This window comes from Micromonospora sp. NPDC085948 (assembly GCF_040686315.1).
Lineage (GTDB): Bacteria > Actinomycetota > Actinomycetes > Mycobacteriales > Micromonosporaceae > Micromonospora.
Map to the genome: position 1 here is coordinate 132657 of NZ_JBFBJW010000006.1, position 24059 is coordinate 156715.

At 71.4% G+C, this 24059-nt stretch carries 19 protein-coding genes and 1 riboswitch; of the genes, 10 read left to right on the forward strand and 9 right to left on the reverse strand.

The genetic code is table 11. The features are described from left to right. Positions 1–54 precede the first annotated feature (54 nt). A complete protein-coding gene (locus tag AB0O48_RS18030; protein WP_365066863.1) occupies positions 55–1650 on the reverse strand; it encodes a cellulase family glycosylhydrolase in 1596 nt (531 codons plus the stop codon). 709 nt (positions 1651–2359) lie between these two features. Continuing rightward, positions 2360–3568, reverse strand: a complete 1209-nt coding sequence (locus tag AB0O48_RS18035) for a DUF349 domain-containing protein (RefSeq protein ID WP_365066866.1) — start codon at positions 3566–3568, stop codon at positions 2360–2362. Between the two features lie 150 nt (positions 3569–3718). Between AB0O48_RS18035 and AB0O48_RS18040 the strand changes: the two genes are divergently transcribed. The 3 genes from AB0O48_RS18040 to dapF are packed head-to-tail and all read left to right on the forward strand — an operon-like array spanning position 3719 to position 6307. Further along, a complete protein-coding gene (locus AB0O48_RS18040; protein ID WP_365066868.1) occupies positions 3719–4516 on the forward strand; it encodes a class III extradiol dioxygenase subunit B-like domain-containing protein in 798 nt (265 codons plus the stop codon). 14 nt (positions 4517–4530) lie between these two features. Continuing rightward, positions 4531–5454, forward strand: a complete 924-nt coding sequence (miaA, locus tag AB0O48_RS18045; RefSeq protein WP_365066871.1) for a tRNA (adenosine(37)-N6)-dimethylallyltransferase MiaA — start codon at positions 4531–4533, stop codon at positions 5452–5454. 7 nt (positions 5455–5461) lie between these two features. Next, a complete protein-coding gene (gene dapF, locus AB0O48_RS18050; protein ID WP_357247511.1) occupies positions 5462–6307 on the forward strand; it encodes a diaminopimelate epimerase in 846 nt (281 codons plus the stop codon). An 85-nt stretch (positions 6308–6392) separates the two neighbouring features. Here the strand turns inward: dapF and AB0O48_RS18055 are convergent, their stop codons facing one another. Beyond that, complete coding sequence (locus AB0O48_RS18055; RefSeq protein WP_357070375.1) at positions 6393–7859, reverse strand: NAD-dependent malic enzyme; 1467 nt, start codon at positions 7857–7859, stop codon at positions 6393–6395. A gap of 183 nt (positions 7860–8042) precedes the next feature. Between AB0O48_RS18055 and hflX the strand changes: the two genes are divergently transcribed. Both hflX and AB0O48_RS18065 read left to right on the forward strand, forming a co-directional pair. Next, the gene (gene hflX, locus AB0O48_RS18060; RefSeq protein ID WP_357247514.1) at positions 8043–9497 is read left to right on the forward strand and encodes a GTPase HflX; all 1455 of its coding nucleotides are present in this window, start codon (positions 8043–8045) and stop codon (positions 9495–9497) included. A 50-nt stretch (positions 9498–9547) separates the two neighbouring features. After that, positions 9548–11317: a hypothetical protein gene (locus AB0O48_RS18065; RefSeq protein ID WP_365066874.1), complete on the forward strand. Its 1770-nt coding sequence runs from the start codon at positions 9548–9550 to the stop codon at positions 11315–11317. An 82-nt stretch (positions 11318–11399) separates the two neighbouring features. Here the strand turns inward: AB0O48_RS18065 and lexA are convergent, their stop codons facing one another. Further along, positions 11400–12185: a transcriptional repressor LexA gene (gene lexA, locus AB0O48_RS18070; RefSeq protein ID WP_365066877.1), complete on the reverse strand. Its 786-nt coding sequence runs from the start codon at positions 12183–12185 to the stop codon at positions 11400–11402. 542 nt (positions 12186–12727) lie between these two features. On the opposite strand from lexA, the gene nrdR reads away from it, so the two are divergent. Both nrdR and AB0O48_RS18080 read left to right on the forward strand, forming a co-directional pair. Continuing rightward, positions 12728–13228 carry a transcriptional regulator NrdR gene (nrdR, locus tag AB0O48_RS18075; RefSeq protein WP_357247523.1) on the forward strand — a complete coding sequence of 167 codons (501 nt, stop codon included), beginning with the start codon at positions 12728–12730 and terminating at the stop codon, positions 13226–13228. Positions 13229–13259: 31 nt separating this feature from the next. Further along, positions 13260–16157: a vitamin B12-dependent ribonucleotide reductase gene (locus AB0O48_RS18080; protein WP_357247526.1), complete on the forward strand. Its 2898-nt coding sequence runs from the start codon at positions 13260–13262 to the stop codon at positions 16155–16157. Positions 16158–16212: 55 nt separating this feature from the next. Here AB0O48_RS18080 and bluB read toward each other — a convergent pair whose 3' ends face one another. The 3 genes from bluB to AB0O48_RS18095 form a co-directional block, all read right to left on the reverse strand. Beyond that, positions 16213–16839, reverse strand: coding sequence for a 5,6-dimethylbenzimidazole synthase (bluB, locus tag AB0O48_RS18085; RefSeq protein ID WP_365066882.1), 627 nt, complete (start codon positions 16837–16839; stop codon positions 16213–16215). Positions 16840–16867: 28 nt separating this feature from the next. Further along, positions 16868–17068, reverse strand: a riboswitch (cobalamin riboswitch). Between the two features lie 95 nt (positions 17069–17163). After that, positions 17164–17865, reverse strand: a complete 702-nt coding sequence (locus tag AB0O48_RS18090) for an alpha/beta hydrolase (RefSeq protein WP_357247532.1) — start codon at positions 17863–17865, stop codon at positions 17164–17166. Positions 17866–18185: 320 nt separating this feature from the next. Beyond that, on the reverse strand, positions 18186–19085 hold the full coding sequence (locus tag AB0O48_RS18095) for a bifunctional 5,10-methylenetetrahydrofolate dehydrogenase/5,10-methenyltetrahydrofolate cyclohydrolase (protein ID WP_357247535.1): 900 nt from the start codon (positions 19083–19085) through the stop codon (positions 18186–18188). A 219-nt stretch (positions 19086–19304) separates the two neighbouring features. On the opposite strand from AB0O48_RS18095, the gene AB0O48_RS18100 reads away from it, so the two are divergent. Continuing rightward, positions 19305–19874, forward strand: a complete 570-nt coding sequence (locus tag AB0O48_RS18100; protein WP_357247537.1) for a sigma-70 family RNA polymerase sigma factor — start codon at positions 19305–19307, stop codon at positions 19872–19874. Positions 19875–19892: 18 nt separating this feature from the next. Next, complete coding sequence (locus AB0O48_RS18105) at positions 19893–20858, forward strand: CU044_5270 family protein (RefSeq protein WP_365066887.1); 966 nt, start codon at positions 19893–19895, stop codon at positions 20856–20858. Between the two features lie 21 nt (positions 20859–20879). Here the strand turns inward: AB0O48_RS18105 and AB0O48_RS18110 are convergent, their stop codons facing one another. Then, entirely contained in the window at positions 20880–21992 is a 1113-nt protein-coding gene (locus AB0O48_RS18110; RefSeq protein WP_357247542.1) for an FAD-dependent monooxygenase, read from the reverse strand. Between the two features lie 146 nt (positions 21993–22138). Here AB0O48_RS18110 and AB0O48_RS18115 point away from each other — a divergent pair, with 146 nt between their 5' ends. Beyond that, positions 22139–23074, forward strand: a complete 936-nt coding sequence (locus AB0O48_RS18115) for a DUF2332 domain-containing protein (protein ID WP_357247545.1) — start codon at positions 22139–22141, stop codon at positions 23072–23074. Positions 23075–23116: 42 nt separating this feature from the next. On the opposite strand, the gene AB0O48_RS18120 is transcribed toward AB0O48_RS18115, so the two are convergent. Beyond that, positions 23117–24058 carry a MerR family transcriptional regulator gene (locus AB0O48_RS18120; protein ID WP_365066890.1) on the reverse strand — a complete coding sequence of 314 codons (942 nt, stop codon included), beginning with the start codon at positions 24056–24058 and terminating at the stop codon, positions 23117–23119. Between the last annotated feature and the right edge of the window lies 1 nt (position 24059).

The window sequence follows — 24059 nt, forward strand, 5'->3', positions numbered from 1 at the left end:
TGAATGTAAATGGCTGGGACGGCCGATGCGCACCGCATCGGCCGTCCCAGCGGTTCAGCAGCTGGCGCCGTTGAGCTTCACGGCACCCGGGGCGCTGGCGGTGCCGTTGGCGGTGAAGCCCACGGTGACCGACCCACCCGCCGCCAGGGACGGCGCGTGACTGGGCGCAGCGGCAGTGACAGTCGTGCCGGACTGGGAGACGGTGGCGTTCCAGCCACTGCCCAACGTCACCCCGGCCGGCCAGGTCCAGGTGACCGACCACGGATTCACCGCGGCCGAACCGGTGTTCTTCACGGTCAACTCACCCTGGAAGCCGCCCTGCCAGGCGTTGACCTGCCGGTAGGTGGCCGTGCAGGCACCCGGCGGCGGGGTGGTCGGCCCGCCGGTAGGTCCGCCCGTCGGTCCGCCGGTGGGTCCGCCACCCGACGGTGCGATCAGGTACGGCTGGAGGATCGCCTGCTTGGTGGTGTTGACGTTCGTCCAGTCGTCAAGCGCGATGCCGCCCGTGTCACCGGAGTTGGGGTTCCACGACCAGTAGGTGAAGGACATCCCCGTCACCCCGGTCCCGGTGTACGCCATCAACTTCTCCAGCCACACCTTGTCCTTCGGGTCGACCAGAGTGCTACCGAACTCACCCATCATGATCGGAGCGATGTTCTGCTTGTAGAGGTAACCCCAGTACTTGTCCCAGATCGCCGGCATGTTCGCCGGGTAGTCCGGGGCGTCGAACCAGGTCTGCCGGTACACCGAGGTGGCGTACTCGTGCGGCGAGTAGACCAGCCGGTTGGCCACGCTCAGCCGTACCGGGAACTGACCCGCCTTCGACAGGTTGCCACCCCACCAACCGCAGTCCTCGTCGTTGCTGGTGTCGCCGTCCCAGACGTTGGAGAGGCCACCGCTCGGGCAGCTCACCCCCTCCACGAAGATCAGCCAGTTGGGCTGGACACCGAGGATCGCGTTGCCGGCCCGCTCGGCGGCGAGCCGCCAGTCCCGGGTGGTGTCGCCACAGCCCCAGCACGCGCCGGTGGCCGCCGGGTTGGTGCCCTCGGCGTGCGGCTCGTTGTGCAGGTCCGCGCCGATCACCGTCGGGTTGCCCGCGTACCGCTGGGCGAGCATCTTCCAGTCGTTGATCCAGGTCGCCTCGGAGACCGTCGACGTGTACCACAACGGCGACTGCCCGGCCGACGTCGGCCGGTGCCGGTCCAGGATGATCCGCATTCCCTTGCTGCCGGCGTAGTCGATCACCTTGTCCAGGATCTGCAACGGCGACAGCCCGATCAGGTCCGGGTTGACGAAGTCGTTGATCCCACTGGCGGTCGCGCCCGGCTTCAGCGCGTCGTTCGAGTACGGCACCCGCAACGTGTTGTAACCCAGCCGGGCCATCGTGTCGAGCTGCCCCCGCCACGGGTTGTTCGACCACAGCCCGTGGAAGGTCTTGTTGTCGGTCTCCATGCCGAACCAGTTGATGCCGGTCAACCGGACCGTGGCACCGGTGCTGTCCACGATCTGATTGCCGTTGGTGTGCAGGTAACCGGAGCCGGTGCCAGCGGCGACGGCCGGGCTGGTGCTGACGGCGGTGGCGAGGAACACGCCAGCCGCGACGGTGGCGAGCGCGGTCAGCGCGCCGCCGAGAGCCTTGGGACGGAACATTCGAGCTCCACTTCGGAGGTCCGACGCCGTCCGATGACGACGTCGGCGGGCGGCCGTCCGCACCTCACGGCCCCTTTCGGGTACGCGGACAGTGCGCGACGGCCCATGTCACGCGGACGTGGTCACTCGCGGCAGCTCACCGGCGACCCTCGACGGCGGATGTCCCGCCCTCGTCGCCCTCGTGCCGGTGGCCCTACCTGGCTCCGTCGCTCATTCTGATCAGCCAGCCTCGATGCGTCAACCTGCGCCTGCGCGCCGCCCCGCGCCCGGCGCGCCGTCGCCCCGCGCCCGGCGCGCCGTCGCCCTGCGTCCGGCGTGCGTTGCCCTGCGCCCCGCGCCGACCGCACCTGCCCGCGGCCCGCTGGTCCTCTGCGCCCCCACACCCTGCCCGTCCGTCCCGTGCGCCGTATCCCACACCGCGCGTCTCCGCCCGCTGCCCCTTGCGCCGCGCGCCCCTGCATGATCGCGCTTGAACACGGATGTAGTTGCATCCCGGCGCTTCGTGGCCACTACATCCAGGATCGAGTGTGATCTTGCCGGGGCGCCGGGCGCCGGGCGCCGGGCGCCGGGCGCCGGGCGCCGGGCGCGTGCGGCGCGAAGGGCGAGGACGAGGGTCGCGGGCGCGTGCACCAGGGCGGGTGAGGCGTGCGGGTGGAGACGCGGGAGCCCCCGGTCCCGAGCGGGACCGGGGGCTCCGGACGTCGTCAGCTCAGCCGGCCTGCTCGGCGAGTTGGAGGAACTGCCGCTTGGCGGCGAGCGCCTGCTCGGCGTCCTTGATCCGGCGCGCGTCGCCGGCGCTCTGTGCCCGGGCCAGCCGCTCCTCGGCCTCGGCCACCTGCGCCCGCATCTGCGCGAGCAGCGGGTTGTCCTCCTTGGTGGTGCGGCGCCACGCCGAGTCCATCACGTCGCGGACCTTGTCGTCGATGACGCGCAGTCGGCGCTCCAGTCCGGTGGCCGCCTCGCGGGGCACCCGGCCGGCCTCGTGCCACTGTGCCTGGATCTCCCGCAGCTTGGCCTGGGCGCCCTTCGGGTCGGCGTCGATGTCCAACGCCTCGGCCTCGGCGAGCAGGGCCTGCTTGCGCTCCAGGTTGCCGCGCTGCTCGTTGTCCCGGGCGGAGAAGACCTCACTGCGCCGGCTGAAGAAGGCATCCTGCGCGCCCCGGAACCGTTCCCAGAGCTTCTGCTCGGCCTCCTTGGAAGCGCGCGGCGCGGCCTTCCACTGGGTCATCAGGTCCTTGAGCTGGTTGGCGGTCGCGGCCCAGTCGGTGGATTCCGAGAGCTTCTCCGCCTCGGCGACCAGCTCCTCCTTGACCGTCTGCGCCTGCTTGCGCTGGGAGTCCAGGGACGCGAAGTGGGCGCCCCGGCGACGGGTGAAACCGTCCCGGGCGGCGGCGAAACGCTTCCACAGCTCGCCGTCGGCCTTCTTGTCGACCCCACGAATGGTCTTCCACTCGTCGAGGATCTCCTTGAGCCGGTCCCCGGCGGTCTTCCAACCGGTGGACTCGGCGGCCAGCTTCTCGGCCTCCTCCACAAGGGCGGTCTTGCGTGCCAGGGCCTCGCCGCGAGCGGCTTCCCGGGCAGCGCGCGCCTCGCCGGCCTTCTCCTCGGCGAGGGTGGCCAGCTTGTCGAGGCGAGCGGCCAGTGCGTCGATGTCGCCGACCACGTTGGCCTCGGGCAGCGTGGCACGGATCCGCCGGATCGTGCTCACCGAGTGTCCGGCATCCGCCGCACCCGACTTGAGCCGAGCCTCGGTCAGGTCCACCTCGGTGACCAGATCGGCGAAGCGGCGCGCGAAGTGTGCCAGGCCCTCCTCCGGCGCACCCGCCTGCCAGGATCCGACCACCCGCTCACCCTCGGTGGTCTTGACGTAAACGGTGCCGTCCGCGTCCACCCGTCCGAAGGCAGTCCAGTCGCTCATGTGCCCATCCTCGTTCTCCCGGCGTCGAGGGAACGAACCCCCGTCGCCGCCACGGCGCAGCCAAGTTGCTTCCGGCATTGTCACAGGTCTCACCCGGTCCGCGTCGAGCGCCTATCGCCGACCGTGACCATACGGTGTCCTAGGGGCCGAATGACCGGATCGGCGCGGAGACGCACCGACGATTCCCGCTACGGTGAAAGGGTGCCACTGGTCGCCGCTGCCGTCTGCCCACATCCGCCCCTGCTCGTGCCCGAGGTGGCCGGCTCCGCGGCCCCGGAGTTGGACGGCCTGCGGGCGTCCTGCGACGTGGCCGTACGCCGGTTGCTGGCCGTCGACCCGGACACCGTGGTGCTGCTCGGCACCGGCCCGGTCACCGGCCTGATCGACTCCCCGGCCACCGGTTCCCTCCAGCCGTGGGGTGTCGACCTGGACGTGCCGCTGGTCCCCGGTCAGCCGGACCGGGGCGCGGTGCTGCCGTTGAGCCTGACCATCGGCGCGTGGTTGCTGTCCCGGCACGACGCGCGGGCGCACGACGCGCGGGCGCACGATGCCCGGATGTCGGTGACCGCCGTGCAGGTGGCCGCCGACGCCGGCCCGGCCGAGCTGGCCGCGCTCGCGGACGAGGTCGGCGCCACGGGGGACCGGGTGGCGTTGCTGGTGCTCGGTGACGGGTCGGCCTGCCGGGGCGAGAAGGCCCCCGGGTACGACGACCCGCGCGCCAGCGCGTACGACAAGGGGGTTGCCACGGCTCTGGCCGAGGCGGACCTGGACGCCCTGCTCGGCCTCGACCCGGTGGTGTCGGCGGAGCTGAAGGCCGCCGGCCGGGCGCCCTGGCAGGTGCTGGCCGGCGCGGCCCGGGCGGCCGGCGGAGGGTGGCGTGGTGAGCTGCTGCACGACTCCGCCCCCTACGGGGTGGCCTACTTCGTGGCGTCCTGGGAGCGGATGTGAGAGGCGACGCGGGTGTGAGAGGCGACGCGGGGGGCACTGTCGTCGCGGTGGTCGGCCCGACCGCGGCGGGCAAGTCGGCGCTGAGCATCGCGTTGGCGCACGCGCTGGACGGTGAGGTGGTCAACGCCGACTCGATGCAGCTCTACCGGGGCATGGACATCGGCACCGCCAAGCTGACCGCAGCCGAGCGGGACGGCGTGCCGCACCACCTGTTGGACATCTGGGAGGTCACCGAGCCGGCGAGTGTCGCGGAGTACCAGCGGCTGGCCCGCGCGGCGGTGGACGACATCCTGTCCCGGGGGCGGGTGCCGCTGCTGGTCGGTGGGTCCGGGCTGTACGTGCGGGCGGTGCTGGAGCGTTTCGAGTTCCCCGGGACCGACGCCGCGCTGCGGGACCGGCTGGAACGGGAGTTGGCCGAGGTCGGCCCGGCCCCGCTGTACGCGCGGCTGCGCGCCGCCGACCCGGTCGCCGCCGAGGGCATCCTGCCCGGCAACGGCCGGCGCATCGTGCGGGCGCTGGAGGTGATCGAGCTCACCGGCGCGCCGTTCACCGCGTCGCTGCCGCAGCCCACGCCGTACTACCCGTCCGTGCAGCTCGGCGTGGACCTGGACACGGGCGTGCTGGACGAGCGGATCGCGCTGCGGGTCGACCGGATGTGGGCCGACGGTCTGGTGCCGGAGACCCGGGAGCTGGTCGCACGCGGGCTGCCCGAGGGGCGGACGGCGAGCCGGGCGCTGGGCTACCAGCAGGTGCTGCGCCTGTTCGCCGGTGAGCTGACCGAGGCGCAGGCGCACGAGGAGACGGTCCGCGCCACCCGGCGTTTCGTCCGCCGGCAGCGGTCCTGGTTCCGGCGCGACCAGCGGATCCACTGGCTGGACTCGGCCGCGCCGGACCTGATCGGGGCCGCGCTGCGTCTGGTGCCGGCCGAGACGCGATAATGGGGGCGTGGAGTTCACCAAGGGCCACGGCACCGGCAACGACTTCGTCCTTCTTCCCGACCCGGACGGTCAGCTCGACCTGACCCCGGAGCTGGTCGCGGCGCTCTGCGACCGGCGGCGGGGCATCGGCGCGGACGGCGTGCTGCGGGTGGTCCGGGCGGCCAAGCATCCGGACGGCGCGGGGCTGGCCGGCGAGGCCGAGTGGTTCATGGACTACTGGAACGCCGACGGCTCGTTCGCCGAGATGTGCGGCAACGGTGCCCGGGTCTTCGTGCGCTACCTGCTCGACACCGGGTTGGCGACGCCCGCCGGCGCGGCCCTGCCGGTGGCCACCCGGGCCGGCGTCGTGCGCGCGCTGGTCGAGGGCGACGCCGTGTCCGTCGAGATGCGCCGACCCCGGGTGTACGACAGTTCGACCGCCACCCTGGGCGGGCTGACCCTGGCCGGCACCGCCGTGGACATCGGCAACCCGCACCTGGTGTGCGTGCTGCCGGCCGGCGTGGAGCTGTCCGCGCTGGATTTGACCACCGCGCCCGGGTTCGACCCGGCGTTCTTTCCGAACGGGGTGAACGTCGAGTTCATCGTGGCGGGCGATCCGGTCGACGACGCCGACGGGCACACCCTGATGCGCGTGTACGAGCGCGGCAGCGCCGAGACCCTGTCCTGCGGCACGGGTGCCTGCGCGGTGGGCGCGGTGGCCCTGCGTGACCTCGGCCGGGACACCGGAGTGATCGCCGTGGACGTGCCCGGCGGTCGGGTGACGGTCACCGTCACCGAGACCTCCTGCTGGCTGTCCGGTCCCGCCGTCCTGGTGGCAAGAGGCGACGTAGACCTGACCACGCTCCGCCCCTGACCCGCCACCCGGGTTGATCAAGAGGTTTGCGTCAGGAACAACGCGGATCCTGACGCAAACCTCTTGATCACCAGGGGGAACTCGTTCAGGGCGTCGCGCTGGCGTTGGCCGCGATCTCGGGGAGGTCGGCGGGGCCGGGGTCGGCTGCCGGCAGCGGGCTGGGGTTGTGCGCGGCGGCGCGAACGGCGGCGGCGACCGCCGGGGCGACCCGGGAGTCGAAGACGCTCGGCACGATCACCGTCGGGTTGATCTTGTCTTCGCCCACCACGTCGGCGATGGCCCGGGCGGCCGCGATCGCCATCTCCTCGGTGAACTCCTCGGCGTGCGCGTCGAGCATCCCGCGGAACACTCCGGGGAAGGCGAGCACGTTGTTGATCTGGTTCGGCTGGTCCGAGCGGCCGGTGGCGACCACGGCGGCGTGCTTGCGCGCCTCCCGCGGGTCGACCTCCGGGTCCGGGTTGGCGAGCGCGAAGACGATCGAGTCCTTGGCCATCTGGGCGATGTCGTCCCCGGTGAGCAGGTTCGGCGCGCTCACCCCGATGAACACGTCGGCGCCCCGGATCGCGCCCGGCAGGTCGCCTGAGTAGTTCTCCTTGTTGGTGTTGTCCGCCAGCCACTGCCACGCCGAGTTGAGCCCGGTCAGCCCGCGGTGCAGGGCGCCCTGGCGGTCGTACGCGATGATGTCGCCGACGCCCTGGCGCAGCAGCAACTTCATGATCGCGGTGCCGGCCGCGCCGGCCCCGGAGACGACCACCCGGACGTCCTCCAGTTGCTTGCCGACCACCCGCAGCGCGTTGGTCAGCGCGGCCAGCACGCAGATCGCGGTGCCGTGCTGGTCGTCGTGGAACACCGGGATGTCCAGCGCCTCGCGCAGCCGCGCCTCGATCTCGAAGCAGCGCGGCGCGGCGATGTCCTCCAGGTTGATCCCGCCGTACGCCGGCGCGATCGCCTTCACGATCTGCACGATCTCGTCGGTGTCCTGGGTGTCCAGCACCACCGGCCAGGCGTCCACCCCGCCGAAGCGCTTGAACAGCGCCGCCTTGCCCTCCATCACCGGCAGCGAGGCGGCCGGACCCAGGTTGCCCAGGCCGAGCACCGCCGAGCCGTCGCTGACCACCGCGACGGTGTTGCGCTTGATGGTCAGTCGCCGGGCGTCCGCCGGGTTCTCGGCGATCGCCATGCAGACCCGGGCCACCCCCGGGGTGTACGCCCGGGACAGCTCGTCGCGGTTGCGCAGCGCGACCTTCGACGTCACCTCGATCTTGCCGCCGAGGTGCAGGAGGAACGTCCGGTCCGACACCTTCCGCACGTCCACGCCGTCCAGCGCGGTCAGCGCGTCGACCACCTGGTCGGCGTGGCCGGCGTCGGCGGTGTCGCAGGTCAGGTCGACGATCACGTTCGTCGGGTCGGAGTCCACCACGTCCAACGCCGTGACGATCGCGCCGGCCTCGCCGACGGAGGTGGTGAGCCGCCCGATCGAGGACGCGTCAGCGGTCACGGCGATCCGGATGGTGATCGAAAATCCGGCGCTCGGCAGTCGGGTGATGGCCACGGGATCCCTCCGTCACGGCTGTGCGGCCAGTCGGCCGCCGCCCGCATTTCTACCGGGTTGACGCAGCCGACCAGCATTCGCCCCCGCTTTTCGAGACTCGGAGCATGGGCATATAGCAGGTGCGTCCGGCGTTGTGTCATGTCAGGATTACGTTCCACTTATCAAAACGGACAGGAGAACCGCTTGCGAGACCAGGAGAGCTTTGTCCCCGTCGAGGACGAGCTCGACGACGTCACCACCGGCGAAATGGATCTGTCGGAGAGGCAGTCCCTCCGACGCGTCCCGGGCCTGTCAACCGAGCTCACCGACGTCACCGAGGTGGAATACCGCCAGCTGCGGCTGGAGCGGGTCGTCCTGGTGGGCGTCTGGACCGAGGGCACGGCGGCGGACGCGGAAAACTCGCTCACCGAGCTCGCCCTGCTGGCCGAGACCGCCGGTTCGCAGGTGCTCGAAGGGCTCATCCAGCGTCGCAGTCGCCCCGACCCGGCCACCTACATCGGTCGCGGCAAGGTCGACGACCTCAGCGCGGTGGTGCTGTCCAGCGGTGCCGACACGGTCATCTGTGACGGTGAGTTGTCCCCGTCGCAGCTGCGCAACCTGGAACAGCGCACCAAGGTCAAGGTCGTCGACCGGACCGCGCTGATCCTCGACATCTTCGCCCAGCACGCGAAGAGCAAGGAAGGTAAGGCCCAGGTCGAGCTGGCCCAGCTCGAATACCTGCTGCCCCGGCTGCGCGGTTGGGGTGAGACGCTCTCCCGGCAGACCGGTGGTTCCGGCCGCGGCGGCGGCGCCGGCGGCGGCGTGGGTGTGCGTGGTCCCGGTGAGACCAAGCTGGAGACCGACCGGAGGCGGATTCGGCACCGCATCTCCCGGCTGCGCCGCGAGATCAAGAGCATGCGCACGGTACGCGTCACGAAGCGCGCCCGACGCAACCGCAACTCCGTTCCCGCCGTGGCCATCGCCGGCTACACCAACGCCGGCAAGTCCAGCCTGCTCAACCGGTTGACCGACGCGGGCGTGCTTGTCGAGGACGCGCTGTTCGCGACACTGGACCCGACCACCCGGAAGGCGACCGCCGCGGACGGCCGGATCTACACCCTGACCGACACCGTCGGTTTCGTCAGGCACCTGCCGCACCAGATCGTCGAGGCGTTCCGTTCGACGCTGGAGGAGGTCGCGGAGGCGGATCTGGTGGTGCACGTCGTGGACGGCACCCACCCGGATCCCGAGGAGCAGGTCCGGGCGGTCCACACGGTGCTCGCCGAGGTGAGCGCGGAGCGGCTTCCCGAGTTGCTGGTGGTCAACAAGACCGACGCGGCCGACGAGGACTCGCTGCTGCGGCTCAAGCGGCTCTGGCCGGACGCGATCTTCGTCTCCGCGCACTCCGGGCGGGGCATGGACGAGCTGCGCGCGGCGATCGAGGACCGGCTGCCGCGACCGGCCGTGGAGGTCCGGGCCGTGCTGCCGTACGACCGCGGTGACCTGGTTGCCCGGGTGCACCGCACGGGCGAGGTGCTCAGCACGGCGCACCTGCCGGAGGGCACCCTGCTGCATGTCCGCGTCGCCGCGGACCTCGCCGCGGAACTGGCACCGTTCGACGTCGAGCGACAGGGACAGGCGGCGGGCAGCCGCTCCTGAGCGGCCACGGTGTCATCCGTCGGAAACGCGTGGCATGCGACACTGGCCGAATGCGCCGCGTTGTTTCCTCGGTCACGGTTGCCCTCGGCCTGTTCGGGGCAACCGTGGCGCTCGCCGGAGTCGCCGCAGCGGCTCCCGGCCCCGGGTCGTCCGAGCCGCCCGCCGTCACCGCCGGCCAGAAGCGGTGCACGATCGTCGACGAGCGGCTGCGGGAGCTGTCCGGTCTGGTCGCGACCAAGAGTGGCTACGTCGTCATCAACGACAGCACCGATCTCACGGCGCGCGAGCGGATCTTCTTCCTCGACACCAAGTGCAAGGTCTCGAAGGAGCCGGTCCGGTACCCGGGGCAGGGCCCGGTCGACACCGAGGATCTCGCCCTCTCCAAGGACGGCGCGACCCTCTGGATCGCCGACACCGGTGACAACGCCGACGCGAAGGAGCGCCGCACGCGCGTCGCGCTCTGGTCGATGCCGGTCACCGGCGCGAGGCAGCCGACGCCGCACCGGATCTCCTACCCGGAGGGCAAGCCGCACGACGCCGAGGCACTGCTCATCGGTGACGACGGAAAACCGTTCGTCATCACGAAGGTCACCAGCGGCAAGGCCGAGATCTACGCGCCGACGGCGGCGCTGCGCAACGGCGAGGCCGATTCGGTGCCGATGCGCAAGGTCGGCGAGATCACGCTGCCGAAGACCCAGACGGAGAACCCGCTCAACACGTTCGGCCGGATCGCCATCACCGGCGCGGCCCGCTCGCCGGACGGCTCCCGGGTGGTCCTGCGCACCTACGCGGACGCTTTCGAGTACGACGTGAGCGGCGGTGACATCGTCGGCGCGCTCACCACCGGCAAGCCCCGGGTGACGGCGCTGGCGGACCCGTTCGGCGAGGCCATCAGCTACTCCACGGACGGCAAGTCGTTCCTGACCGTCTCGGACGCGTTCCGGTTCGGCGAGGACGAGCCCCTCGACATCCTCAGCTATTCACCGTCCACGTCGACCGCGGTGCCAGTCGCGGCGGGGGCGGGGGACATCAAGAAGGCGACCTCGGCATCCTGGGCCGCCGGGCTGGACTTCGACGACATCACCTATCTGGTCGGCGCGGTCGGGGTGATCGGCCTGCTGCTGGTCGCTGCCGGCATCGTCGGCATCGTCCGGGCCCGCCGACGGCTGCCGGCCGCCGACGTGGCGAAGACGTCGGCCCGGGACGGCGAGCCGCTCAACCCACGTCCGGGCCCGGCCGTCGATGGTGCGCCAGCGGTGGGTGACCGTACGGGCGGTGTCTACGGTGGCGGGGCGCCGGCGAGCGCCTACGGCGGCGGCACCGGTCGCGGTGGCCCGCCACCGGCAGGTGGTACGGGCCGCGGTGGCCCTGCGGGTCGCGGTGGCCCGCCTCCGGCGGGTGGCGCCGTGTACGGCGGTGGTCGACCGACCGCGGCCGACGGTGGCTACGGTGCGGCACGACCGGACGGCGGTGCCGCTGGTGTGTACGGCGGCGCTCGTCCTCCGGCGGGTGGCGCTGCTCGTCCTCCGGCGGGTGGTGGTCGCCCCCAAGGGGGCGGTCGTCCTCCGGTGGGTGGCGGTGGCCGTCCGCAGGGTGCCGGTGCTGTCCCTCCGGGCGGGGGTGGTCGTCCCGTCAGCGGTGTGTACGGCGGTGACGGTGGCCACACCGGCACGGGTCGCGCGGAACCGCCCCGGCGCGGGGGGCCGGAATCCGACTCCCGGGGCCAGCGGCCAGGCCGTCGCCGTGACGACGACGAGCCCATCGATCCGTACGGGCAGTATCCCGGGGGCGGTCGCGGCCCCCGCGGCGACCGCTACTGACGGGCCAGCCCTCAACAACTGACGGGCCAGCATCGGGCAACCGACGCGGGTGAGCGCCCGTGAGCACTCACCCGCCGATCGGTCAGATGCGGCGCAACACCGCCACGACCCGGCCCATGATGGTCGCGTCGTCTCCGGGGATCGGGTCGAAGGCCGGGTTCTGTGGCATCAGCCAGACATGCCCGTCGCGCCGCCGGTAGGTTTTGACCGTCGCCTCGCCGTCCAGCATGGCGGCCACGATCTCGCCCGAGTCGGCGGTCGGCTGCTGCCGGACGACCACCCAGTCGCCGTCGCAGATCGCCGCGTCGAGCATCGAGTCGCCCTTGACCTGGAGCATGAAGACCTCGCCCTCACCCACGAGCTCGCGAGGCAGCGGGAAGATGTCCTCCACGGCCTGCTCGGCGAGGATCGGCCCACCGGCGGCGATCCGACCGAGCATCGGCACGTACGCCGGGGTCGGTCGCTGTGCCCGGGACAGCTCGTCGTCGATGGCCTCGCTGGGGGCGCGGACGTCCACGGCACGCGGCCGGTTGGGGTCGCGGCGCAGGAAGCCCTTCTTTTCCAGCTCCTTGAGCTGGTAGGCGACGCTCGACGGCGACACCAGGCCGACCGCCTCGCCGATCTCCCGGACGCTGGGCGGGTAGCCGTGCCGCTCCACCCAGTTGCGGATGAACTCCAGGATGCGACGCTGGCGGGCGGTCAGGTCGATGGTCGCCGGGTCGGGGAAGGCGCTGACGACCGGGGTGACCGGGCGTACGGCGGGCTGACCCGTCCGGCTGCGCGCGGCGGTGCGGCGTCGGGTGGCCGGGGGGCCCGCCTCGGTGATCTGCTGCGGGCTCTTCGGCCGGCTGGCCCGGTCCTCGGTCACGTCCGTCCTCCCTGGTCGGCGCTGGGTGCCTCGTCGGCTCGTGGTGCGTGCGGTGGTGCCACGTTGTTCATGACCGTATAGGTGAGATCGGTCATTTTCAAACATCTGTACGACCTCTCACCGGCGTGTCGGGGTGAAAAACCGCTCCCGTCGTACGGATGTTCTGATAAATGGTACGTCGAGTAGCACTGGTGTTCGATCCTCGGCCGTTTTCCGGACCGATCCGGCCGCCCGGTCGGTAACCCGGGAGAGGTCTCGACGTTGGGGTTTTCGGACGTGCTGGCGGTCGTGGATGACCAGATGGTCCGTGACGCGCCGGACACGCCGGCGAACTTGACCCGGCTTCCCCGGCGACATACGGTCGACCCCTAGATGTAGTAGTGACACGGGCGTAAGTTGCCCACAGGTTGGGTCCGACTACCGACCGCACTCCCGTAACGTCGATCACGGCGGGCGTCGTCCGAGGACGGCACCGTCGCGGTGAGTCGTGCCCGGGGGTGCTCCGCACAGGTCGCAGTTGATCATTTTCAAGGAGGTGGGCGATGCGGTGTCCGTACTGCCGGCACGCTGACTCCCGGGTGGTCGACTCGCGGGAGGCCGACGACGGCCAGCTCATTCGACGGCGGCGGTCCTGCCCGGAGTGCGGCAAGCGGTTCACCACGGTCGAGGAGGCGGTCCTCGCGGTCGTCAAGCGCAGCGGGGTGACCGAGCCGTTCAGCCGGACGAAGATCATCGGCGGGGTGCGCAAGGCGTGCCAGGGCCGGCCGGTGGACGACGACTCCCTCGCGTTGCTCGCGCAGCGGGTGGAGGAGACCGTCCGGGCCAAGGGGGCCGCCGAGATCCCCAGTCACGAGGTGGGCCTGGCGATCCTGGGTCCGCTGCGCGACCTGGACGAGATCGCCTACCTGCGGTTCGCCAGCGTCTACCGCTCGTTCGACTCGCTCGCCGACTTCGAGCGCGAGATCGACACGTTGCGGGCCGTGGCGCGAGCCCGGGAGCAGGGCCGGGCCGACGCGGTCGAGGCCGCCGGCCGTACCAACTGACTTCACTGTTTTCGAGAGATCAGGACGCGCGGTGGGTGACCGCGCAGACGAGGGGGGCGACGGCGTGACAACTAGCCGTTCACGGAGCAAGGCAGGCGCGGGGCTGAAGATCGAACGGGTGTGGACGACCGAGGGGGTCCACCCGTACGACGACGTGGCGTGGGAGCGCCGCGACGTCGTGATGACGAACTGGCGGGACGGCTCGATCAACTTCGAGCAGCGGGGGGTCGAGTTCCCGCAGTCGTGGAGCGTCAACGCGGCGAACATCGTGACCACCAAGTACTTCCGGGGCGCGGTGGGGACCCCGGAGCGGGAGTGGTCGCTCAAGCAGCTGATCGACCGGGTGGTCACCACCTACCGCACCGCCGGTGAGGAGTACGGCTACTTCGCCAGCCCGGCGGACGCCGAGATCTTCGACCACGAGCTGACCTGGATGCTGCTGCACCAGGTGTTCAGCTTCAACTCGCCGGTCTGGTTCAACGTCGGCACGCCGTCGCCGCAGCAGGTCAGCGCCTGCTTCATCCTGGCCGTCGACGACTCGATGGACTCGATCCTCGACTGGTACAAGGAGGAGGGGCTGATCTTCAAGGGCGGCTCCGGCTCCGGGGTCAACCTGTCGCGGATCCGCTCGTCGCGTGAGCTGCTCTCCTCCGGCGGCACCGCCTCCGGCCCGGTCAGCTTCATGCGCGGCGCGGACGCCTCCGCCGGCACCATCAAGTCCGGCGGTGCGACCCGCCGCGCGGCCAAGATGGTCATCATCGACGTGGACCACCCGGACATCGAGGAGTTCGTGGTCACGAAGGCGCGCGAGGAGCACAAGATCCGCGCCCTGCGCGACGCCGGGTTCGACATGGACCTCGGCGGCTCCGACATCGTCAGCGTGCAGTACCAGAACGCCAACAACTCGGTCCGGGTCTCCGACGAGTTCATGTCGGCGGTCGAGAACGAGAAGGGCTTCGACCTGCGTGGCCGGCTGGACGGCTCGGTGATCGACACCGTCGACGCCAAGAAGCTGTTCCGCACCATCTCCCAGGCCGCCTGGGAGTGCGCCGACCCAGGCCTGCAGTACGACGACACGATCAACGACTGGCACACCTGCCCGGAGACCGGGCGGATCACCGCGTCGAACCCGTGCTCGGAATACCTGCACCTGGACAACTCCTCGTGCAACCTGGCCTCGCTCAACCTGATGAAGTTCCTCCGCGCCGACGGTGGCTTCGAGGTGGAGAAGTTCGTCAAGTCCGTCGAGTTCGTCATCACCGCGATGGACATCTCGATCTGCTTCGCGGACTTCCCGACCGAGAAGATCGGCGAGACCTCCCGCGCCTACCGGCAGCTCGGCATCGGCTACGCCAACCTCGGCGCCCTGCTGATGGCCACCGGCCTGCCGTACGACTCGGAGCAGGGCCGCTCGGTCGCCGCGTCGATCACGTCCCTGATGACCGGCACCGCGTACCGCCGCTCCGCCGAGCTGGCCGGCGTCGTCGGCCCGTACGACGGCTACGCCCGCAACGCCGAGCCGCACAAGCGGGTCATGCGCAAGCACGCCGCCGCCAACGACGAGATCAAGCCGACCAGCCCGGTGGCCACCGCGATCGTCCGCGAGGCGACCAAACAGTGGACCCAGGGCAACAAGATCGGCGACAAGTTCGGCTGGCGCAACGCCCAGGCCAGCGTCCTCGCCCCGACGGGCACGATCGGCTTCATGATGGACTGCGACACGACCGGCGTGGAGCCGGACCTGGCGCTTGTCAAGTTCAAGAAGCTGGTCGGCGGCGGCTCGATGCAGATCGTCAACCAGACGGTGCCGCGCGCCCTGCGCAGCCTCGGTTACCCCGAGGAGCAGGTCGAGGCGATCGTCGAGCACATCGCCGACCACGGCCACGTGGTGGACGCCCCGGGCCTCAAGCCGGAGCACTACCCGGTCTTCGACTGCGCCATGGGCGAGCGGACGATCGCCCCGATGGGTCACGTGCGGATGATGGCGGCCATCCAGCCGTTCGTCTCCGGCGCCATCTCCAAGACGGTCAACATGCCGGAGGCGGCCACCGTCGAGGACGTCGAGAAGATCTACTTCGAGGGCTGGAAGCTCGGCCTCAAGGCGCTGGCGATCTACCGGGACAACTGCAAGGTCGGTCAGCCGCTCTCGGTGGCCAAGTCCAACAAGGCCACCGAGCCGGCCGCGGTCGAGGCCGCGCCGGCCGCCGTGGAGAAGGTCATCGAGTACCGGCCGGTGCGTAAGCGCCTGCCGAAGAAGCGCCCGTCCGAGACGGTCAGCTTCTCCGTCGGTGGCGCCGAGGGCTACCTCACCGCGTCGTCCTACCCGGACGACGGCCTCGGCGAGGTCTTCCTGAAGATGTCCAAGCAGGGCTCGACCCTGGCCGGCGTGATGGACGCCTTCTCGGTGGCCATCAGCATCGGCCTGCAGTACGGCGTGCCGCTGGAGACGTTCGTCAGCAAGTTCACCAACATGCGCTTCGAGCCGGCCGGCATGACCGACGACCCGGACGTGCGGATGGCCGCCTCGGTGATGGACTACATCTTCCGTCGCCTGGCGCTGGACTTCCTGCCCTACGAGCGCCGCGCCGAGCTGGGCATCTTCACCGCCTCGGAGCGGGCCGCCCAGTTGCGGGCCGAGGCCGACGCGGAGGCCGCCGCCGTCACCGGCGCGGAGCTCACCGCGATGGCGTCCTCGGCTCCGGTGGAGGCCCCGGCCAAGTCGGAGGCCGTCGCCCAGCCGGCCCAGGAGATGGCCGACGTGGCCGCCGCCAAGCCGGCTCCGAGCGTGGGTTCCAGCACCGAACTGCTGGAGGCCGTGATCGGCAAGGCCGCCGACGCGCCGCTCTGCTTCACCTGCGGTACGAAGATGCGCCCCGCCGGTAGCTGCTACGTCTGCGAGGGCTGCGGCTCCACCAGCGGCTGTAGCTGACACGTCAGCGACGAGCCCCGGGCGTTCGCGCGCCCGGGGCTCGTTTGTGTGCGGGTCACTCGGACCAGCGATCCTGGTGGATCACCGACGACAGCGGACGTCGCTGACGCCAGCCGTGCCGCTCCAGGTCCGGCGTCTCCTCCAGATGGGTGACCGGGCCGAGGCAGAGCCACGCCACCGGGCGGACGGTGGCCGGGATGCCGAGCAGGTCGCGCAGGAACGGCTCCCGGTAGAACGAGACCCAGCCGACCCCGAGCTGCTCGGCGGTTGCGGCCAGCCACAGGTTCTGGATCGCCAGACAGACCGAGTAGAGGCCGGCGTCGGCGATCGCGTGACGGCCGAGCACGGCCGGCCCACCCCGCTCCGGGTCGTACGTGACCACGACCGACAACGTCGACTCTCGTACGCCATCGATCTTTATCCGGGCGAAGCGTTCCGCCGCCGCACCGTCGAGAGTGGCCGCGAAGGTGTCCCGCTCCCGCTCCACGTGCCGGTGGAACTGCTGCCGCAGCTCAGGATCGCGGACCAGGATGAAGTCCCAGGGCTGGGAGAGACCGACGCTCGGCGCGGCGTGCGCCGCCGTGAGGATCCGATCCAACGTATCCGCGGGGATCGGCGCCCCGGTGAACTGGGCACGTACGTCCCGACGGCGGTGGATGGTCTCGTAGAGTCCGTTGTTCAAGGCAGGCTCCCGCTGCGCTCGCGCCCCTGACGGGACGATGACGCGAGGCCGGTCTTCGGACTCCCGGATCTCCGCTGGTCACCCGCCTTCCCAGCCCCTCAGGGCCAGTGGCTGCGTCTGGTACGCGTGGGTGGCAGCTCCCCGGTCACCGCGGCGGGCCCGTGCCGGACTCACACCGGCTTCCCGATTCTCCCCACTCGCGCGGGGCACCTCGCAACGTTTGTGCCATTGCGCAGCATAGCGGCCGCCCCTGCCTACGGGGTGGCGGTCCGTCGCCCGGTCGCATGTCCGGCCGGTCGACGGCCGCTACCCGCGCCGTCTGCCTCAGGCGGAAAGTTCCGCCCGGATCAGCGCGGCCAGCTCGGCGGGCTGAGAAAGGAACGGCGAGTGCGAGGAGTTCATGCGCAACACCCGCTCGGCCCGCTTGGCCATGAGCTCCTGCGCGAAGGGCGGAAGAGCGTTGTCGGCCGCACAAATGAGGTAGGTGCTGGGAATGGTGCGCCACGCGGCCTCGGTCAGCGGCTGCTGCGTCGAGGCCCAGGACTGGAGCCCGAGTCGTGCAACGGCCTGTTCCGCGATTTCCGGATCGACGTCGCTGTAGAAGACCTCTCGGGGCTGCGACGGTTCGATGTGACCCCTGCCCTTCAGGTCCGTCCGCTCGTGAACCTCCCACCACGGCGGAGCAACGCCGCCGGCGGTGGAGAAGAGCGAATCGCCGACATCCGGCTGGAAAGCGGCGAGATAAACGATTCGGCGTACGTTGTCCGCGGCAGCGAGCGCCTCCGTGACTGGTGCGCCACCGTAGGAGTGGGCGACGACCACGACCGGTCCGTCGATGGCGGCGACGGCGGCTTTGACCACGGCCGCGTCGTCGTAGAGGTCCCCGAGGGCAGCGGGGTCGTTGCCGCTACTGGGTAGCGCGACGGTGTGGATGTCGATATCCGGAAACTGCTCGATGAGCGACTGCCAGACCCAGGGCCCGTGCCAGGCACCGTGCACGAGAAGAAGCGACGGAATGCTGTTCAAGATGATGTTCCTGCCCGCATGTATTCAAATGATCGGATCTGGAGTTCGTCGTCGACCACGCCGTCGTGCATCACCGGAGCGCCCCATCTCGACCGAGGACAGCGGAAATATATGCCGCTACTTTTGGGTAGCAAGGCGCGGATGACTATGAGCCGAGCCACAAGCCCGATCGGCGGCGGTGTGCTCGTGATCAACAACACGTTGCCTGGCTCGGGCCGAATCCAAGCTCATTCCCGTATTGCTTGCTGAGCGCCGCTGGATAGCAAACTCGCGCCCGTGGCGGTGCGGTTGTCCGCAATTCCCCCGACGCACCTGCCGGGCTACTCGCTCGCGCGCTCGGCCGCGCGTACCGCGTTGCGGAACAGCATCGCGACGGTGGTCGGACCGACGCCGCCGACCCGGGGCGTGATGGCGCCGGCGACCTCGGCGCACGCTTCGTCCACGTCCGGTAGGAGGCGCCGTCCTTCGTAGCGGACGCCGGCGCCGATGACGACGGCGCCGGGCTTGACGTGCTCAGGCCGAACGATCCGGGGTACGCCCGCGGCGGCGACGAGGATGTCGGCGCGGCGGGTGTAGCGGTCCCAGTCGGGCACGCCGGTGTGGACGACGGTGACGGCGGCGTTGGCGGTCGGGCGCTTCTGGGCGAGCAGCATCGCCAGGGGGCGGCCAAGGGTGGCGCCGCGACCGAGGATGACGACCTCACGACCGGCGACGGGGATCTCGTGGTACGCCAGGAGGGCTTCGATGCCGGCGGGGGTGCACGGCAGCGGGCCGGGCAGGCCGACGGCGAGACGCCCCATGTTCAGCGGGTGCATGCCGTCGACGTCCTTGTCCGGGTCGATCGTCAGCAGCGCCGCGTCGTAGTCCAGATGCCCCGGCACGGGGTACTGCACGAGCAGTCCGTGCACGGCGGGATCGCTGTTGAAGCGGGCAATGGCCTGGTGCAGTTCGGCCTGGGTGGCGGTGGCGGGCAGATGCACGTGCGGGGAGGCGAATCCGAGCGCGGCGGCCTGGCGCTGCTTGATGGCGATGTAGCCGGCGCTGGCGTCGTCGTCGCCGACGAGGATGGTGGCGAGGCTCGGTGTGATCCCGCGGCTGCGGAGTGCTGCGGCAGCGGCGGCGGTCTCGGCCAGGACGGCTTCGGCGACGGGTGCGCCCGGCAGGAGCCGAGCCGTGCCAGACGGGGTGTGGTGCTGCGCGGATCCACTGGTCGTGGTCATGACGGATTCTCCACGCAGGCGCCCAGGCGGTCGACGCCCGCGAGAGGCTCCCCGATGGTTTCACCATCCCCGTGCCGCCAGTCGCCGGTGCTTCGATCATGCCGCATCAACGGGGCGACTGCCCAGCTGACCGGCCCGTGCCGCCTCGGGCGGGGGGTTTGGTAACACCAGCGGTCCGGCTTACGAAGAAGAGGTGTGAGTGACGAGAGGGGACAGCCTGTGCGTGAGCCCAGCGAAGCGGGAGGTGACATCTCCGGCATCGGGGCCGATCCGGTGGCCTTCGAGGTCTTCTACCGGCGGCACCTGGAGGCGGTGGGCCGGTTCGTGGCGCGGCGGGTCGACGACCCGCACCTCGCCGCCGACCTGACCGCCGACGTGTTCCTGGCGGTGATCGAGTCCGCGGACGGCTACCGGCCGGACCGGGGGAGCCAGGTCGCTTGGCTGTACGGGGTGGCCCGCAACGTCATCGGCGACGAGCGGCGTCGGGCGGCCCAACGGCTGCGGGTGACCGGCCGACTGGCCGGACGACGGGACCTCGGCCCCGATGACATCGCCCGCATCGAGGAGCGGATCGACGCCGAGTCGGCGGCCCGCCACACCTGTCGGGCGCTGAGCGAGCTGCCCGAGGGCACCCGAACGCTTGTCGAACTCGTCGCCGTGGACGGCCTCAGTGTCGCGGAGGCGGCGACCGTGGTCGGGATGTCCCCGGTCGCTGCCCGGGTCCGCCTGCACCGTGCCCGTCGCGTCGTCCAGGCCGTGCTCGCCCGCCCGGCCACCACCCTCGCCTGAGCAGACGGAGCTGACGCCATGAACAAGATCGAACAGTCGACCGAGGGTTTCGAGGAGCAGCTCCTCAGAGATCTGAGCGCCCACGTCGCCCGGCGGGCCGAGGTGGCTTCGGCGACCCGTGCCGCCGGCTTCCGTACCCGGTTCCCGCGCGGTTGGCGCCTGGCCGGAGCGTTCGGGCTGGCCGTCGTCCTGACCGCCGGTGCGCTGGCGGTCCAGGCCGTGGGGGTGGGCGACAAGCCGCCGCCCACGGCAACCGCGTCGGAGATCTTCCGGATGGCGGCCGACGCCGCCCGGCAGCAGCCCGAGCTGACCGCCCGACCCGATCAGTACGTCTTCACGGAATCCCTCGCGAGGGTCAGGGACATGCCGGCCAGCGGCCCGTACCGGACCATCCGGAACCAGCTGTGGCAGTCGGCCGGCGGAGTCGCGTACTCGCAGGGACGCTATCGACCGGAGACCGATCCGAACGGGTGGAGCACGCTGACGGAGCTCCGCCTCAATGATCCCGGTGATCCCGAGAAGGAACTCGACGCCTTCCAGGCGCCCGCGTACCACGGCGACCTGCCCACCGACCCGGACGAGTTGCTTCGATACCTCCGCGAACACCCGGTCGACCTGCATCTCCCCGAAGGAGCCGACGAGGAGGCCGTCTACGGGGACGAGAGCATGCCGTACACCACCGCGCGGTCGATGCTCAACGGCTACGTGCCGCCCCGAGCGCTGGCGGCGCTGTTCGAGTTGTTGGCGCGGGAGCCGGGGGCGGTCGTCATCTCGGGCGACGTGGTGGACGCCGCCGGTCGGCACGGGGTGGCGATTCGGATGCCCGGCGTGATCGGTGGTAACGACGACCTCCTCTTCGACCGGGACACCCACGTCTACCTCGGCCGCCGAGGATCGGTGATACGCGACGGCAAGGAGTCGGTGCACGCGGCCGTCGCGCTCCTCCGCACCGCCATCGTCGACCGGCCGGGCCAGCTGCCCTGAGCAGCACCCGGCGGCAGCGGTTCAGGGCTGGGCGAACAGCGGTCCGTAGTTCGAGCGGAACATCTGCTCACCCAGGCGGCGCATCACCAGGTCGCGGAGCGCGGGCGGAAGCCCGGTGGCCTTGTCGCGGCGGTGGGTCTGGCTGAGCACCCAGTCGGTACGCGGGCGTCGCCGCGCCTCGTACCCGCGCAGGGCTTCGGCGATGGACCCGGCGGCGGCCAGCGACGCGGCGAGCACGACGGCGTCCTCCAGGGCCATCGCCGCGCCCTGGGCCATGTTCGGCGAGGTGGCGTGGGCGGCGTCGCCGATCAGCAGCACCGGCCCCCGGGACCAGGCGCCGAGCACGACCTCCTGGTTCGGCCCGGCGTGCAGGGTGCTGTCGTCGTGGTCGAGGGCCTTGAGCATGGTGGCGACCGGCTCGGTGAACGTCGCGGCCACCTCGTCGCGCCAGCCGGGTCGGTCGGCGACCGGGCCGTCGTTGTAGTAGCAGTACGTCTGTTCGGCGCTGATCGGGATCGTCAGGAACTGCCGACCACGCCCCAACTGCACCGACCAGACCGGCTCGGCGTCGATCCGCGGGGCGATCCACCGGTACGCGTACTGGCCGAGGTCGCGGGCCGCCGGAGCGTCGAAGGTGAGCCGCCGGACCGTCGAGTTCACCCCGTCCGCGCCGAGCACCAGGTCGTACCGTTCGATGCTGTGGTCGTCGAACTCGACGGCGACCCGGTCGCCCTCCTCGACCAGCACGACCGGGTGGCGGCCCCAGCGGATCGGGGTGTCCCCGACGCCGGCGAGCATCGCCCGGTGCAGGTGCGCCCGGGGCAGCGACACGCACGCCCCGACGCCCTGCCACAGCGCGGTCACGTCGATGTCGAAGAGGCGGCCCCCGCGCTGGTTGGCGCTGCGCTGCCGAGTGATCTCCACGGCGACGTCGGCGACCGGCTCCCGCAGACCGAGTACGGCGAGCATGCGGGTCGCGTTGCCGGTGAGGTAGATGCCGGTGCCGGAGTCGGTCGGCCCGGGTGCCCGCTCGACCACGTCGATCGTCGCGCCCCAGTCCCGCAACGCGGCCACCGTCGCCAGCCCGGCGACACCTCCACCGACGATCAGTACCCGGACACCGTTGCCCCGCACGACACACTCCTCCCCGTTGCCCCTGCCCGCACCCCCGCTGAACTGCTGCTCAACGGGCCGGCCGCCGCAGCACTCTACGAGGACGGTGAGTCAGCACACCGGAATGGGGGCTGAACTTCCGAGGAATGGGCTGCGACGATGAGGGCATGACGACCGCTGAGGCGTACGCCGAGTTCGGCAGCCGAGAGGCGCGTGGGGTGTCGCCCACGTACGAGCGTCTGGCGCAGGCCGTCGCCCGCGACGACGCCCTGCTCGCCCTGCTCGACAGGCTCCCGCCGGGCAAACGACAGCCGAATCTGCTGTTCGGCGTCGTGCGCTGGCTCGGCGGGCCGGTCGACGACCCGGTCGCGTTCCACGAGTACGCGGTGACGCACTGGCCCGCCGTCGAGACCGAACTGCGCACCCGGGCCACCCAGACCAACGAGAGCGGCAGGTGCGCGGTCCTGCTGCCGGTGCTCGCCGCGCTGCCGCAGCCCCTCGCCCTGCTGGAGGTCGGCGCGTCCGCCGGGCTCTGCCTCTACCCCGACCGGTACGCGTACCGCTACGGCGAACACCAGGTCGGCTCCGGCGAGCCGGTCCTGGAGTGCGCGGCCAGCGGGTTGGTGCCGCCGGCCCGCGTACCCCGGGTGGTGTGGCGGGCTGGTCTGGACCTCAACCCGCTCGACGTGACCGACCCCGGCGACGTGTCCTGGTTGGACGCCCTGATCTGGCCGGAGCACGCGCACCGGCGGTCCCGGCTGCGTGCCGCGGCGGCGGTCGCCGTCGCCGACCCCCCGTTGCTGGTCCGCGGTGATCTGGTGGACGACCTCCCGGCGCTGGCCGCCCGCGCGCCGGCCGACGCGACGCTCGTGGTCTTCCACACGTCGGTGCTCTACCAGGTGCCGCCGCCGCGCCGGGACGCGTTCGTCCGGCTGGTCCGCGAGCTGCCGGGGCACTGGATCGCGAACGAGGCACCGGAGGTGCTGCCGTACGACGGGTTGCCCGACCCGCCGAGCGACGCGCTACACAACGTCCTCGCGCTCGACGGGCAGCCGCTGGCCTGGGCCCGGGGTCACGGCCAGACGATGACCTGGTTCGGCTGAAGCCTCCCAGCCGCCCAGCCAGCCAGGCCGAGGCCGGCCGGCTCAGCGAACCGGTTCGGGCATCCGGGCGTGCAGGGCCCGGATGAACCAGTCCACCGCCGGCGCGGTCGCGTCGCCCGTCGACCAGCCGTTGAGCACCGCCACCAGGTCGAGGTAGCGGTCCCGGCGGGGATCGTTGGCCGGCACCAGCCGGTCGAGCAACCGCTGACGCAGGTCGGCGTCGTCGGAGTGACCGTGCAGGCTCGCGTACCGGCTGGTGGCTGCCGCGACCACCGGATCCGCGTCCGGGCTGGTCGGGTCGAGGCCGGCCGCGAGGGCGGGGGCCACCGCGTCCCGGACCACCGCGACGGCGTCCGGGCGGGGCAGCCCCGGGACGTCGTGGTCGGCGGCGTGTTGCTGCGCCAGTCGCCGCATCCGGGCCCGGAACTCCGGATCCCGACACACCTCGGCCAGCTCCAACCACGCCTCGACCTGCTCGGTGCTGGGGTCGTCGGGAAGTTCCGGTGTCATCGAGACGAGCACACCCGGGTACGCGGGCTGGTCGCCGAGGCCGGCGAAGACGCCGGCCAGGAAGTCGGCGACCAGGTGCCCCCGTTCGCGGGCGGTGAGCCGGGCCAACCGGTGCAGCTCGTCCACCTCGGCCGGGCCCGATCCGCGCCTCGCCGCGACGGTGAGCACCGCCTGGCGTAGTCGCAGCACCCGGATCTGCACGGCCAACGCCTCGGCGTGCGCGGCGGCCACCTCGGGCAGGGCCACCTCGCGCTCCACCACCCGCCGGATGGTGGCCAGGTCCACGCCCAGGTCGCGCAGCGTCCGGACCAGGTCCAGCCGGGCAACCGCCGCGGCGTCGAAGAGGCGGTAGCCGGTCGGGCTCCGGTCCGTCGGTGGCACGATGCCGCTGTCGGCGTAGTACCGGATGGTCTTGACGCTCAGGCCGGTACGTCGGGCCAGCTCGCCAATCGTGTACTGCTCCGCACCGCTCATG

Bases quoted from the DNA above. Each gene is read 5' to 3' on its own strand.
- AB0O48_RS18095 (WP_357247535.1), bottom strand. From the start codon at position 19,085: ATGACCACGACCAGTGGATCCGCGCAGCACCACACCCCGTCTGGCACG.
- AB0O48_RS18105 (WP_365066887.1), top strand. From the start codon at position 19,893: ATGAACAAGATCGAACAGTCGACCGAGGGTTTCGAGGAGCAGCTCCTC.
- AB0O48_RS18035 (WP_365066866.1), bottom strand. From the start codon at position 3,568: ATGAGCGACTGGACTGCCTTCGGACGGGTGGACGCGGACGGCACCGTT.
- nrdR (WP_357247523.1), top strand. From the start codon at position 12,728: ATGCGGTGTCCGTACTGCCGGCACGCTGACTCCCGGGTGGTCGACTCG.
- AB0O48_RS18065 (WP_365066874.1), top strand. From the start codon at position 9,548: ATGCGCCGCGTTGTTTCCTCGGTCACGGTTGCCCTCGGCCTGTTCGGG.
- AB0O48_RS18120 (WP_365066890.1), bottom strand. From the start codon at position 24,058: ATGAGCGGTGCGGAGCAGTACACGATTGGCGAGCTGGCCCGACGTACC.
- AB0O48_RS18115 (WP_357247545.1), top strand. From the start codon at position 22,139: ATGACGACCGCTGAGGCGTACGCCGAGTTCGGCAGCCGAGAGGCGCGT.
- AB0O48_RS18040 (WP_365066868.1), top strand. From the start codon at position 3,719: ATGACCGGATCGGCGCGGAGACGCACCGACGATTCCCGCTACGGTGAA.
- AB0O48_RS18030 (WP_365066863.1), bottom strand. From the start codon at position 1,650: ATGTTCCGTCCCAAGGCTCTCGGCGGCGCGCTGACCGCGCTCGCCACC.